Origin of the sequence: Streptomyces sp. NPDC088910 (genome assembly GCF_044749865.1) — a bacterium.
GTDB lineage: Bacteria > Actinomycetota > Actinomycetes > Streptomycetales > Streptomycetaceae > Actinacidiphila.
This window is the reverse complement of sequence record NZ_JBIVIV010000011.1, coordinates 30,548-43,801: the sequence shown is the minus strand read 5'-3', so window position 1 is coordinate 43,801 and position 13,254 is coordinate 30,548. Positions and strand designations below refer to the sequence as shown.

The 13,254-nt window shown below is 71.5% G+C and carries 13 protein-coding genes; 10 read left to right on the top strand and 3 right to left on the bottom strand.

The window, feature by feature from the left end; genetic code table 11:
* Window positions 1–8: 8 nt before the first annotated feature.
* Complete coding sequence (locus ACIP4Z_RS24235; protein ID WP_401311361.1) at window positions 9–791, bottom strand: enoyl-CoA hydratase/isomerase family protein; 783 nt, start codon at window positions 789–791, stop codon at window positions 9–11.
* Between the two features lie 378 nt (window positions 792–1,169).
* On the opposite strand from ACIP4Z_RS24235, the gene ACIP4Z_RS24230 reads away from it, so the two are divergent.
* Window positions 1,170–1,640, top strand: a complete 471-nt coding sequence (locus ACIP4Z_RS24230) for an ATP-binding protein (protein ID WP_355339439.1) — start codon at window positions 1,170–1,172, stop codon at window positions 1,638–1,640.
* 125 nt (window positions 1,641–1,765) lie between these two features.
* Here ACIP4Z_RS24230 and idi read toward each other — a convergent pair whose 3' ends face one another.
* Window positions 1,766–2,428 carry an isopentenyl-diphosphate Delta-isomerase gene (gene idi, locus ACIP4Z_RS24225; RefSeq protein ID WP_355339441.1) on the bottom strand — a complete coding sequence of 221 codons (663 nt, stop codon included), beginning with the start codon at window positions 2,426–2,428 and terminating at the stop codon, window positions 1,766–1,768.
* Between the two features lie 55 nt (window positions 2,429–2,483).
* Window positions 2,484–3,539, bottom strand: a complete 1,056-nt coding sequence (locus ACIP4Z_RS24220; RefSeq protein WP_401311357.1) for a cation diffusion facilitator family transporter — start codon at window positions 3,537–3,539, stop codon at window positions 2,484–2,486.
* Between the two features lie 369 nt (window positions 3,540–3,908).
* Between ACIP4Z_RS24220 and ACIP4Z_RS24215 the strand changes: the two genes are divergently transcribed.
* The 9 genes from ACIP4Z_RS24215 to hpnD all read left to right on the top strand — a co-directional run bounded on the left by ACIP4Z_RS24215 (window position 3,909) and on the right by hpnD (window position 13,223).
* Window positions 3,909–5,831, top strand: a complete 1,923-nt coding sequence (locus tag ACIP4Z_RS24215; RefSeq protein WP_401311779.1) for a DUF5941 domain-containing protein — start codon at window positions 3,909–3,911, stop codon at window positions 5,829–5,831.
* On the top strand, window positions 5,828–6,583 hold the full coding sequence (locus tag ACIP4Z_RS24210) for a phosphocholine cytidylyltransferase family protein (RefSeq protein WP_355339445.1): 756 nt from the start codon (window positions 5,828–5,830) through the stop codon (window positions 6,581–6,583). Before ACIP4Z_RS24215 ends, ACIP4Z_RS24210 begins: the two co-directional genes overlap by 4 nt.
* On the top strand, window positions 6,571–7,632 hold the full coding sequence (locus tag ACIP4Z_RS24205) for an iron-containing alcohol dehydrogenase family protein (protein WP_355339448.1): 1,062 nt from the start codon (window positions 6,571–6,573) through the stop codon (window positions 7,630–7,632). The genes ACIP4Z_RS24210 and ACIP4Z_RS24205 overlap by 13 nt, the downstream gene beginning before the upstream one ends.
* Window positions 7,610–8,389, top strand: a complete 780-nt coding sequence (locus ACIP4Z_RS24200) for a CDP-alcohol phosphatidyltransferase family protein (RefSeq protein WP_188282694.1) — start codon at window positions 7,610–7,612, stop codon at window positions 8,387–8,389. The genes ACIP4Z_RS24205 and ACIP4Z_RS24200 overlap by 23 nt, the downstream gene beginning before the upstream one ends.
* Before the next feature lie 44 nt (window positions 8,390–8,433).
* Complete coding sequence (locus ACIP4Z_RS24195) at window positions 8,434–9,279, top strand: glycosyltransferase (protein ID WP_355339541.1); 846 nt, start codon at window positions 8,434–8,436, stop codon at window positions 9,277–9,279.
* Between the two features lie 80 nt (window positions 9,280–9,359).
* Window positions 9,360–10,289 (top strand): ABC transporter permease, encoded by a 930-nt coding sequence (locus ACIP4Z_RS24190; protein WP_355339451.1) that lies wholly within the window; start codon window positions 9,360–9,362, stop codon window positions 10,287–10,289.
* Window positions 10,276–11,085, top strand: coding sequence for an ABC transporter ATP-binding protein (locus ACIP4Z_RS24185; protein WP_355339454.1), 810 nt, complete (start codon window positions 10,276–10,278; stop codon window positions 11,083–11,085). The genes ACIP4Z_RS24190 and ACIP4Z_RS24185 overlap by 14 nt, the downstream gene beginning before the upstream one ends.
* Before the next feature lie 306 nt (window positions 11,086–11,391).
* Window positions 11,392–12,282 carry a squalene synthase HpnC gene (hpnC, locus tag ACIP4Z_RS24180; protein ID WP_391119327.1) on the top strand — a complete coding sequence of 297 codons (891 nt, stop codon included), beginning with the start codon at window positions 11,392–11,394 and terminating at the stop codon, window positions 12,280–12,282.
* Entirely contained in the window at window positions 12,279–13,223 is a 945-nt protein-coding gene (hpnD, locus tag ACIP4Z_RS24175) for a presqualene diphosphate synthase HpnD (protein ID WP_401311350.1), read from the top strand. The genes hpnC and hpnD overlap by 4 nt, the downstream gene beginning before the upstream one ends.
* Window positions 13,224–13,254: the final 31 nt, after the last annotated feature.

The window sequence follows — 13,254 nt, the reverse complement described above, 5'->3', positions numbered from 1 at the left end:
CAATTGCTTCAGTCCGCTGCCGGGGTCCAGGTGAAGCGCGGCTCGCGGCGTTCGAGGAAGGCGGCGACGCCCTCGGCGGTGTCGCCGCTGAGGGCGGCCTGCCGGGCCCAGTGGGCGGCGCGGGCCGCGTCGTCCGACGCGTCCGCCGTCGCGGTGAACTCCTTCGCGGCGGCCTGCGTGAGCTGCGAGCGCGACCGCAGCACCCCGGCGAAGTCCGTGACCCGCTTGTCCAGCTCGTCCTCCGGCAGCACCTCGTCCACCAGGCCGGTGCGCAGCGCCCGCTCGTCGTCGATCAACTCGGCCGAGAACAGCAGGTGTTTGGCGGTACCGGGCCCCGCGAGCCGCACCAGGCGCCGGGTGGAGGCGGCGCCGTAGACGATGCCCAGGCGCGCGGGCGTGATCCCGAAGCGGGCGCCCCGCGCGGCGAAGCGCAGGTCGCAGGCGACGGCGAGCTGGCAGCCGCCGCCCACGCAGTAGCCGCGTACGGCCGCGATCGTCGGCTTGGGGAAGGCGGCCAGCGCCTCCTCCGCGGCCATGGCGGCGGACTGCGCGCCGCTCGACGAGACGGGGTCGGCGAGGTCGGTGATGTCGGCGCCCGCGCAGAAGGTGTCGCCCGCGCCGGTGAGGACCAGCACGCGGACGGCGGGATCGACCGCGAGGTCGTGGAGGAGTCCCGGCAGCGACTGCCACATGGCCGTCGTCATCGCGTTGCGCCGGGCCGGATTGCTGATCGTCACGGTCGCGGTGCCGTCCGCGGCGCTGACGAGCAGCCCAGGGCCGGAGGTGGACATGCGTGCTCCTTCACGGGGGCGACATGCGCTGGCCGGTGCCGACAGATCCTATCGACCGGCGCGCGGCCGGCCGGGGGCGCACGGCGCCCGCGCCGGGAGGCACCGGTACGCCGTGCCAGGACGCACCGGTACGCCGGTGCACGTGCAGATGATCTCGGTCGAAGAGTTCGGGAAGCGTCCGAAGACTGCCGCGAATCGATCGAAAAAACGAAGTCGGCGATCGTTTCCGGTCAAAAATTACAGAAAGGTGCGGACTTACGGTTTCCTGCCTGTTCGGCTCCCGCCGTTACGGACACTCGACCTGTGAGGCGGAAGCTGCCGGGGTTGTCGGCAGGGGCCGCGGGGACACGTCACGCGAAAGCGACGGTGGGTGCGGTCATGGAGGTGCGCGGGAGCGTCCCGCCCGATCAGGCTCCGGCTCCGAGACCGTACGAGGGGGTGTGGCGGTTCACCGCCCCGGCTCTCGACTCGTCCGTGCCCCAGGTGCGGCGCGGGGTGCGCGCCCTCGTCGCCGACCAGGGGGTGCCGATCGACGAGGACCTGCTGTACGGACTGCTGGTCATCGTCTCGGAGCTGGTCACCAACGCGGTGAAGCACGCGGCCGTGCTGTCGCCCGAGATCACCGTCGAGGTCGCGGTCGGCGCCGACTGGATCAGGATCGCCGTCGAGGACAACCACCCGTACCGCCCCAGGGCGCTGGAGGCCGACCACGGGCAGACCGGCGGGCGCGGGCTGCTGCTGGTGAAGACGATCACCGCGGAGGCGGGCGGCCAGTGCGACATCGCGCAGACCGAGACCGGCGGCAAGGTGATCTGGGCGGCGCTCCCGCTGCGGACCACCGCCCTCTGAAACCCCCCGGCCCGTCCTGCGCTGACCTGCCTGCCCGTCCTGCCTGCCCGTCCTGACCAGCGTGCCCGTCCCGTGCTGCCCTGCCCGTCCTGCCCGGTGCCGGACGGGGCCCCGCCGGACGGGGGCTACCAGCCCGCCGTACCGCCGGTGACCTCGCGCACGGTCGGCAGCGCCGCGTCGAGCACCGTCTGGAACCACGCCGAGAAGGGTCCGTCCGCGCGCAGCCGCGCCAGCTCCTGCGGGCCCACGAACGCCGTGTCGTCGATCTCCTCGGGGTCCGGCCGCAGCGCGTCGCCGATCAGCCCGACGAACAGGTGGTTGTACTCCTGCTCCACCAGACCGGAGGCCGGGTCCGGGTGGTTGTAGCGGACCGTGCCCGCCTCGCGCATCAGCACCGGCGCCGCGCCCAATTCCTCGGCGGTGCGCCGGGCCGCGGCCACGAACGGCTGCTCACCGGGGTACGGGTGCCCGCAACAGGTGTTGGACCAGACACCGGGGGAGTGGTACTTGCCCAGCGCGCGGCGCTGCAACAGCAGCCGGCCCTCGCCGTCGAAGAGGAACACCGAGAAGGCGCGGTGCAGGCGTCCGGGCGCCTGGTGCGCGGACAGCTTCTCCGCGGTGCCGATGGTTCGGCCGTCCTCGTCGACGAGTTCGAGCAGGATCGGTTCCGCCACGGCTTGACCCGCCGGGGTCTGCTCGGCATCTGCCAGGGTCTGCGCGGCAACACCATTGGGCGACGGTACGGCGGTGGGGGAGCCGGGTCGGCCGGTGGCAGGACTGGTGGGCATGTCCATCCTTCGCTTTCGACGACAGGCCCTCAGTCTGCCTCACTTCGCGTGCCGCTCAGTGGCAGAGCCGCGCCTCGTGCTCCGCGTGCCCGACCGGCTCCAACTGGAAGGTGCAGTGCTCCACATCGAAATGCGTGCCGAGGCAGCCCTGAAGGTCGTGCAGCATCTTCTCGTAGCCGACCGCCTCCAGGACCTCCTGGCTGACCACCACGTGCGCCGACAGCACCGGCATCCCCGAGGTGATCGTCCACACATGCAGATCGTGCAGGCCCTCCACGCCGGGCAGCCCCTCGATGTGGCTGCGGACATCGCCCATGTCAACGCCCTTGGGCGCGGCCTCCAGCAGGACGTCGACGGCCTCGCGCAGCAGCTTCCAGGTGCGCGGCACGATCATCAGACCGATCAGCAGTGACGCCACCGGGTCGGCCTGCCGCCAGCCGGTGGTCATGAACACCACGGCCGCCACGATCACCGCGAGCGACCCGAGCGCGTCCGCCATCACCTCGAGGAAAGCGCCCCGCACATTGAGGCTCTCGCGCTGCCCGCGCATCAGCACAACGAGTGATACGGAGTTCGCGACCAGACCGATCGCGCCGAAGACGACGGTGCCGCCGGCGTCGATGTGCTGCGGGCTGATCAGCCGCCGTACGCCCTCGTAGAAGATGAACGCGCCGACGCCGAAGAGCAGCACCGCGTTGAGGACCGCCGCCAGGATCTCGGCGCGCGCGAAGCCGAAGGTGCGGCGCTCGCTGGCGGGGCGGTTGGCGATGTGGATGGCGAGCAGCGCCATCGCGATACCGGCCGCGTCGGTCGCCATGTGACCGGCGTCGGCGAGCAGCGCGAGGGAGTCGGTGACCGCGCTGCCGACCACCTCGACCGCGAGCACGAAGAGCGTGATGCCGAGCGCGATCCGCAGCCGGCCGCGGTACGCGGAACCGGCCGTGCCGTCGGCGCCCGGCCGCAGACCGTGGCTGTGGTCGTGACCGTGGCCCTTCTTCCGGCCGCCGTCGCCGTCCTTCCGATCGTCTCCGTCCTTCCGCTCGCCGCCGCGCTCCTGGCCGCCGCTGCGCGTGCGACCTTCGCCGTGGCCGTGCGCGTGGCCTGACCCCATGGCCGCGTCCCCCTCTCGTCGGACCGCCGTGCCATCCGGTGTGCGGCGGTCAGTCAACACCGGTTACCCACCGTGGGCAAGCCGGTACTGGAGACCGTTGTCATGTGCGGTGACCTGCGGTGATGAGGCGCGCAGAAGGGGTGCGGGGAACACCGCCCACCTCACTCGTACGGGTGAGCGCATCCGTCGTTTGTCCGGGCGCCCGTGATCAACGATGATGATCACGCCGGGCACGCCAAGTTCAGGCGAACGGGCGGTGAACGGTGGCGGACGTGGATCCGATAGCCTCTGCCGTCGTGCCTGGCCCGGACTCGCCGACCGCGGCCCTTACAGGCAAGCCCTTCGCACGCATCCAGGGAGTGAGTTCCTCTGTCGACCGCCATTCTCACCGGCCCGCCCGCCGCGGGATCAGCGTCGCCGCTCGCGGACGACCTGCGGGCGCTGGGATTCCAGGTGGTCGAGGCGGACACGCCCGTCGCCGTCGCCGCGCGGCTCGCCCAGGTGCCCGCCGCCGACCGGGTCGCCGTCGTCGACCGCCGCTTCGTCGGCCACCGGCACGCGCTGCGCCTGGCCCTGACCGACCCGCGCTTCGACACCGCCGCGATTCCTGGCGCCGTGTCCGCGAAGGCCGCAGGCCGCCAGGCGCTCACCGCCGCCGTCACCGGGCTGACCGCGCAGGGCGGCGCCACCGTCCCGTCGCAGACCGCTCCCTCCGTACCGGCCTCGTCGGTATCGGCCCCCGGCGGCACCCTGCTGTCCGCCGCCGACGGCGACACCGCCCCCGCCGCCCGCGCGGCCACCTTGGCCGCCGTCGTCCCCGACGCGCTGGCCGCCGCCCTCGACGCGCAGGGCGCCGCCCCGCACCGCCCCGAGCTGGGCGTCCTCGTCGCGGCCGTCCCCGCCGACGCCGCCGAGCGCGCCGCGGCGGCCGAGGCCGTCGCCGCCGTGGACGAGGAGGCGGTACGGCTGCGCAGCGCGGTGAAGTCCCGCGATGGCTTCTTCACCACCCACTGCATCAGCCCGTACTCGCGCTACCTGGCCCGCTGGTGCGCCCGCCGCGGCCTCACCCCGAACCAGGTCACCACCGCGTCGCTGCTGGTCGCGCTGATCGCCGCGGGCTGCGCGGCCACCGGCACCCGGACCGGATACGTCGCGGCGGGCGTCCTGCTGCTCGCCTCGTTCGTCCTGGACTGCACCGACGGCCAGCTCGCCCGCTACTCCCTCCAGTACTCCACGCTCGGCGCCTGGCTCGACGCCACCTTCGACCGGGCCAAGGAGTACGCCTACTACGCGGGCCTCGCGCTCGGCGCCGCCCGCGGCGGCCACGACGTATGGGCGCTCGCGCTCGGCGCGATGGTCCTCCAGACCTGCCGCCATGTCGTCGACTTCGCCTTCAACGAGGCCAACCACGACGCCACCGCCAACACCAGCCCCACCGCCGCGCTGTCCGGCAGGCTCGACAGCGTCGGCTGGACGGTGTGGGTACGGCGGATGATCGTGCTGCCGATCGGCGAGCGCTGGGCGCTGATAGCCGTGCTCACCGCGGTCACCACCCCGCGCGTCACCTTCGTCGTCCTGCTGGTCGGCTGCGGCCTCGCCGCCTGCTACACCACCGCGGGCCGCGTCCTGCGCTCACTCACCCGCAAGGCCCAGCGCACCGACCGGGCCGCCCGGGCGCTCGCCGACCTCGCCGACAGCGGGCCGCTCGCCGAGGCCGGGGCCCGGATCCTGCGCCCGCTCGCCGGTCGTATGCCGTCCTTCGCGGCGCCCGCGGTCGCCCTGCTCGGCGCCGCCGCGGTCACCGCCACCGCCGCGCTCTCCTCCCGGGGCAGCTGGTGGCCGCCGCTGGTGGCCGTGGTCTACGTCCTGACCTCGTCCTTCGCCGTCTCCCGGCCGCTCAAGGGGGCCCTGGACTGGCTGGTCCCGCCGATCTTCAGGGCCGGTGAGTACGGCACGGTGCTGGCCCTCGCGGCCGTCTCCGGGGTAAACGGGGCGTTGCCCGCCGCTTTCGGTCTGGTGGCCGCGGTCGCCTACCATCACTACGACACGGTGTACCGCATCCGCGGCGGCACCGGGGCGCCGCCGCGGGCCCTGGTACGGGCGGCCGGCGGACACGAGGGCCGCACCCTGGTGGTCGCCCTCCTGGCCGCCGTCGCACACCACACAGGCTTCACGGTCGCGCTGACGGTGCTCGCCGCGGCGCTCGCGCTGCTGGTCCTCACCGAGAGCGTCCGCTTCTGGGTGTCCGCAGGGGCTCCCGCTGTACACGACGAAACAGGAGAACCCGCATGATCGGCCTCGTGCTGGCGGCCGGCGCCGGAAGACGCCTGCGCCCCCACACCGACACCCTGCCCAAGGCACTGGTGCCGGTCGTCGGTCCCGAAGGGGCTGCGGACAGCCTGACCGTCCTGGACCTCACCCTGTCCAACTTCGCGGAGATCGGCCTGACCGAGGTCGCCGTCGTCGTCGGCTACCGCAAGGAAGCGGTCTACGCGCGCAAAACGGCGCTGGAGGAGAAGTACGGCCTCACCCTCACCCTGATCGACAACGACAAGGCCGAGGAGTGGAACAACGCGTACTCCCTGTGGTGCGCGCGCGACGTCCTCAGGCACGGGGTGATTCTGGCCAACGGCGACACCGTGCACCCGGTGTCGGTGGAGAAGACCCTGCTGGCCGCGCGCGGCGGCGGCAAGCGGATCGTGCTGGCCCTGGACACCGTCAAGCACCTCGCCGACGAGGAGATGAAGGTCGTCGCCGAGCCCGGCAGGGGAGTGCGGCGGATCACCAAGCTGATGGACCCGGCCGAGGCCACCGGTGAGTACATCGGCGTCACCCTCATCGAGGGCGAGGCGGCGGCCGAGCTGGCCGACGCGCTGAAGACCACCTTCGAGCGCGACCCCGACCTGTACTACGAGGACGGCTACCAGGAGCTGGTCAACCGCGGCTTCACCATCGACGTCGCCCCGATCGGTGACGTCGCCTGGGTCGAGATCGACAACAACGACGACCTCGCCAAGGGGCGGGTGATTGCGTGCCAGTACTGACCAGGCTGATCCCCTCCCCGGTCGTCGTCGACATCAGGGGCGGCGCGATCGCCGACCTGGCCGTACTCCTGGCCGATCAGCGGATCTCCACCTCCGGCAAGCTCGCCTTCGCCGTCAGCGAGGGCTCCGGGCTCAAGCTGCGCGACCGGCTGGCCCCCGAGCTGCCCGGCGCGGACTGGTACCCGGTGCACGGCGGCACCATCGACGCGGCCGTGAAGCTCGCCGACTCCATGCGCGGCAAGCGCTACGACGCGGTCATCGGCCTCGGCGGCGGCAAGATCATCGACGTCACCAAATACGCCGCCGCGCGGGTGGGCCTTCCCATGGTCGCGGTCGCCACCAACCTCTCGCACGACGGCCTGTGCTCACCGGTCGCCACCCTGGACAACGACAACGGGCGCGGCTCCTACGGTGTCCCGACGCCGATCGCGCTGGTCATCGACCTCGACGTGATCCGCGAGGCACCCGCCCGCTACGTCAGGGCCGGCATCGGCGACGCGATCTCCAACCTCTCCGCGCTCGCGGACTGGGAGCTGTCCCACCGCGAGAACAGCGAGCCGATCGACGGCCTGGCCGCGGCGATGGCCAGGAGCGCCGGCGAGTCCGTGCTGCGGCACCCCGGCGGCATCGGCGACGACGACTTCCTGGTCACGCTCTCCGAGGGCCTGGTGCTGACCGGCATCGCCATGTCGATCAGCGGTGACACCCGCCCGTCGTCCGGTGCGTGCCACGAGATCAGCCACGCCTTCGACCTGCTCCACCCGCAGCGGGCCGCCGCCCACGGCGAGCAGGTCGGCATCGGCGCCGCCTTCGCGATGCATCTGCGCGGCGCGCGCGAGGAGTCGGGCCTCATCGCCGAGACCCTGCGCCGCCACGGACTGCCCGTTCTCCCCGAGGAGATCGGCTTCACGGAACCGGAGTTCGTCGAAGCGGTGCGCTACGCGCCGCAGACCCGCCCCGGCCGCTTCACGATCCTGGAACACCTGGACCTCTCCGCCACCGAGATCAGGGACGCATACGCCGACTATGTCAAAGCCATCAGTAGCTGAACTGCGCCCGGTCGTTCACCCCCCGGGGGTCAAGGACCGCCGCAGCGGCGAACACTGGGCCGGCCGGCTCTACATGCGTGAGCTGTCGCTGCGCATAGACCGGCACCTCGCGCCCACCCGCGTCACGCCCAACCAGTTGACGTACCTCATGACCGTCTTCGGCGTCCTCGCCGCCCCGGCGCTGCTGGTGCCCGGGATCGCGGGCGCCGTCCTCGGCGTGCTGATGGTGCAGCTCTACCTGCTGCTGGACTGCGTGGACGGGGAGATCGCCCGCTGGAAGCAGCAGTTCTCGCTGTCCGGCGTCTACCTCGACCGCGTCGGCGCCTACCTGTGCGACGCCGCCGTCCTGGTCGGCTTCGGACTGCGCGCCGCCGACCTGTGGGGCAGCGGCCGGATCGACTGGCTGTGGGCGTTCCTCGGCACCCTCGCCGCGCTCGGCGCGGTGCTGATCAAGGCCGAGACCGACCTCGTCGGGGTCGCCCGGCACCAGGGCGGGCTCCCGCCGGTCAAGGAGGCGGCGTCCGAGCCGCGCTCCTCCGGAGTGGCGCTGGCCCGCAAGGCCGCCGCCGCGCTGAAGTGGCACCGCCTCGTGCTGGGCGTCGAGGCGTCCCTGCTCATCCTGCTGCTCGCGATCGTGGACCAGGCGCGCGGCGACCTGTTCTTCACCCGGCTCGGCGTCGCCGTGCTGGCGGGCATCGCGCTGCTCCAGACCCTGCTGCACCTGGTCTCCGTCCTCGCCTCCAGCAGGCTGAAGTGAGCACGCAGGGGACGCCGCTGCGCGTCGGCGCGGTCATCATCACCATGGGCAACCGCCCCGCGGAGCTGAACGACCTGCTGGACTCGGTCGCCAAGCAGCAGGGCCCGCCGGTGACGGTCGCCGTGGTCGGCAACGGGTCACCGCTGCCGCCGCTGCCCGCCGAGGTGCGCACCGCGGAGCTGCCCGAGAACCTGGGCATCCCCGGCGGGCGCAACGTCGGCATCGAGATGTTCGGCCCCGGCGCCGAGGAAGTGGACGTCGTCCTCTTCCTGGACGACGACGGGTTGCTGCCGGGCGACGACACCGCGGAGCTGGTCAGGCGGGCCTTCGAGGCCGACCCCGAGCTGGGCATCATCAGCTTCCGGATCGCCGACCCCGAGACCGGGCAGACGCAGCGCAGGCACGTCCCCCGGCTGCGCGCCGCCGACCCGATGCGGGACTCGCGGGTCACCACCTTCCTGGGCGGCGCGTGCGCCGTGCGCAGCCGCGTCATCCAGCAGGTCGGTCCGCTGCCCGCCGAATTCTTCTACGCGCACGAGGAGACAGATCTGGCCTGGCGCGCTCTTGACGCGGGTTGGCTGATCGACTATCGGCATGACATGGTGCTGTTCCATCCGGCGACCTCACCCGCCCGGCACGCGGTGTACCACCGGTTGGTGGCCCGTAACCGAGTGTGGCTGGCCCGGCGCAATCTGCCCTGGCCGCTGGTCCCGGCGTACCTCGGCGTCTGGTTCGCGCTGACGCTGGTGCGCCGGCCGTCCGGGCCGGCGCTGCGAGCGTGGCTCGGCGGATTCCGTGAGGGATGGACAACCCCCTGCGGTCAACGGCGGCCGATGCGCTGGCGGACCGTCTGGAGGTTGACCCGGCTAGGCCGACCCCCGATCATCTGACAAGCTCGGACCTGAGAGCATCAGGCGCAGCCCGGGATTCCCCTGCCCCGGCGCGCACCTTGAGGACGAAAGTGTCAACTGTGAGCGAGACAACGCACAATGGTGCGGTCGCCGTCGGTGTCCCCCCGGCACCCACGGCCGATGACGGCCTCAGCCCCGCCCAGGTAGCGGCCAAGTACGGCTTGTCCGTCAGTGGCGCCCGGCCTGGCCTGGTGGAGTACACGCGGCAGCTCTGGGGCCGTCGACATTTCATCAACGAGTTCGCCAAGGCGCGCACCCAGGCGCAGTACACCCAGGCCCGCCTCGGCCAGCTCTGGCAGGTGATGACGCCCCTGCTCAACGCGGCGGTGTACTACCTGATCTTCGGTCTGCTGATCGGCACCAGCAAAGGCATCGACAACTTCATCGCCTTCCTGGTCACCGGCATCTTCATCTTCACCTTCACGCAGTCCTCGGTACTCAGCGGCGTGCGCGCGGTGTCCGGCAACCTCGGTCTGATCAGGGCGCTGCACTTCCCGCGCGCCTCGATGCCGATCGCCTTCACGCTGATGCAGCTCCAGCAGCTCATCATGTCGATGTTCGTCCTGCTGGCGATCGTGCTGATGACCGGTGAGGTGCCGAACGCCTCCTGGCTGCTGATGTTCCCCGCGCTGATCACGCAGTGGGTCTTCAACACCGGCCTGGCGCTGATCGTGGCGCGGCTCGGCAGCAAGATGACGGACCTGGCGCAGCTCATGCCGTTCATCCTGCGCACCTGGATGTACATGTCCGGCGTCATGTACAGCATCGAGAAGCTGACCAGCGACGCGCCGCACTTCGTACGCATCCTGCTCGACATCAACCCGGCCGCGGTCTACATCGATCTGATGCGCTTCGCGCTCATCGACAGCGTGACCTCCTCCCAGTTGCCGCCGCACGTGTGGGCGTCCGCGGTCGGCTGGGCCGTGCTGGTGGGCGTCGGCGGCTACGTCTACTTCTGGAAGGCGGAGGAGCAATATGGCCGTGGCTGAGCAGCAGAGCGTCGAGAGGGCACAGCAGCCCTCCGACAGCCGCGTTCCCACCGTGATAGTGGACGACGTGCACATCGTCTACACGGTGCACGGCGCGGGCACCGGCAAGGGCAGCGCGACCGCCGCCCTGGGCCGGCTGATCTCCCGCAAGGGCTCGCCGAACGTCCGCCGGGTGCACGCGGTCAAGGGCGTCAGCTTCACCTCGTACCGCGGTGAGGCGATCGGCATCATCGGTTCCAACGGCTCCGGCAAGTCGACGATCCTGCGCGCCATCGCGGGTCTGCTGCCGCCGGAGCGCGGGAAGATCTACACCGACGGCCAGCCGTCGCTGCTGGGCGTCAACGCGGCGCTGATGAACGACCTCACGGGTGAGCGCAACGTCATCCTGGGCGGTCTGGCCATGGGCATGACGCAGGACGAGGTACGCCGCCGCTACCAGGGGATCGTCGACTTCTCGGGCATCAACGAGAAGGGCGACTTCATCTCACTGCCGATGCGGACGTACTCCTCCGGCATGGCGGCGCGCCTGCGGTTCTCGATCGCGGCGGCCAAGAACCACGACGTGCTGATGATCGACGAGGCGCTGGCCACCGGCGACCGCGCGTTCCAGCGCCGGTCAGAGGCCCGGATCAGGGAACTGCGCAAGGAAGCGGGCACGGTCTTCCTCGTCAGCCACAACAACAACTCCATCCGCGACACGTGCGACCGCGTGGTGTGGCTGGAGAAGGGCGAGCTGTTGATGGACGGTCTGACCGACGACGTGCTCAAGGCGTACGAGGAGCACACCGGCAAGTAGCGTTCCCTGCCTGCTCGCAGGCGTACGAGGTCCCCGTCGGACGATCCGGCGGGGACCTTGTATGTCAATCCCACCACGTGTCACGCCCCCGGCGTACGCCGCAGCATCACCGGTCGTAAGCTGTACCGGTGCTGGGAGCCTGGAGATGATCGAAACCGCTGACCGACACCCGGGTGCGACACCCGGTGCGGCGTGTCCGAAATGGGAAGTATCTGCTGGGCGGTGTAGAACGGGGGGTGTGGCGGCCATGATGATCGGGACCATCCTGCTCCGGGGCACGCTCGCCGCCTGTGTGCCGGGAAGAGCATGGTGACCGGGGACGCCGAGTCCCGGGCCGTCCTGGACAAGGCCGCGCGCGAGAACTTCCCCGTGGCACCGGTGTTCCTGCCGCGTGCCTGGCGCCGGGACCTGATGGCGGTGTACGGATTCGCCCGGCTGGTGGACGACATCGGCGACGGCGACCTGGCGGGGGGCGGCCGGGAGGACGCGCTGCGACTCGGACTGTCCGCCGACTCCGCCGACGACCGGCTCGCGATGCTGGACGCCTTCGAGGCCGACCTCAACCGCGTGTTCGACGGCACTCCCCGGCACCCGCTGCTGCTCGCGCTCCAGCCCACCGTCCGCCGCCACGACCTCAGCCCCGAGCCCTTCCTCGGTCTGATCGCCGCCAACCGGCAGGACCAGCAGGTGCGGCGGTACGCGACCTACGACGACCTGCTGGCGTACTGCGAATTGTCCGCCAATCCGGTCGGCCGGCTGGTGCTGTCCATCACCGGCACCTCGACGCCCGAGCGCGTCCGGCGCTCGGACGCGGTCTGCACCGCGCTCCAGATCGTGGAGCATCTCCAGGACGTGGCCGAGGACCTCGGCCGCGACCGGATCTATCTGCCCGCCGAGGACATGAAGCGTTTCTCGGTCGAGGAGGCCGATCTCGCCGCCGCGACGGCCGGCGCACAGGTGCGCGCCCTGGTCGCGCACGAGGCGGAACGCGCCGGATACTTGTTGGATGAAGGTACCCCCCTGGTGGGCAGCGTCCGTGGCAGGCTCAGGCTGCTGCTCGCCGGATTCGTCGGCGGCGGCCGTGCCGCGCTGAAGGCGGTCGAAGCGGCGGGGTACGACGTACTGGCGGTATCGCCGAAAGCCACCAAGCCCAGCCTGCTGCGCGAGGTGGGGTCGACATTGCGAAGAGAGGGGTGAGCCGGACCGTGAACGGTTCCGCCCACACGTCCGGTCCCGTGCTCGCGGCCTACCGCTACTGCGAGGCTGTGACCGGCCACGAGGCCCGCAACTTCGCGTACGGCATCCGCCTGCTGCCCGCCCCCAAACGGCAGGCGATGTCCGCGCTGTACGCGTTCTCCCGCCGGGTCGACGACATCGGCGACGGTGAACTGCCGCCGCCGGAGAAGGCCGAGCGGCTCGACGGCACCCGCGCGCTGCTCACCCGCGTCCGCGCGGGAGAGGTCGCGGAGGACGACACCGACCCGGTCGCGGTCGCGCTCGCCGACTCCGCGCGCCGCTTCCCGCTGCCGCTCGAAGGGCTCGACGAACTCATCGACGGCGTCCTGATGGACGTCCGCGGCGAGACGTACGAGACCTGGGACGACCTCGCCGTGTACTGCCGTTGCGTGGCCGGCGCGATCGGACGGCTCTCGCTTGGCGTGTTCGGCACCGCGAATGGGCACGATCATGCGCGTGCCGCAGAATATGCCGACACGCTCGGCCTCGCCCTACAACTCACCAACATCCTCCGGGACGTCCGCGAGGACGCCGCGAACGGACGGACGTACCTGCCCGCCGAGGATCTCGCCAAGTTCGGCTGCGCGGCCGGTTTCCACAGCGATACCGCGCCGCCCGGCTCCGACTTCCCCGGTCTGGTGGAATTCGAAGTACGGCGCGCCCGCGCCCTGTTCGCCACCGGATACCGGCTGCTCCCGATGCTCGACCGGCGCAGCGGCGCCTGCGTCTCGGCCATGGCCGGGATCTACCGCAGGCTGCTCGACCGGATCGCCGCCGACCCCGAGGCCGTCCTGCGCGGCCGGGTGTCACTGCCCGGACGGCAGAAGGCGTACGTCGCCGTCCGCGGCCTCGCGGGGCTCGACGCCCGCCGTACCGCCCGCTCCCCACGAGGTGACGCGTGAGACCGTCCCGCGACGGCGCGGGTCCGCGCGC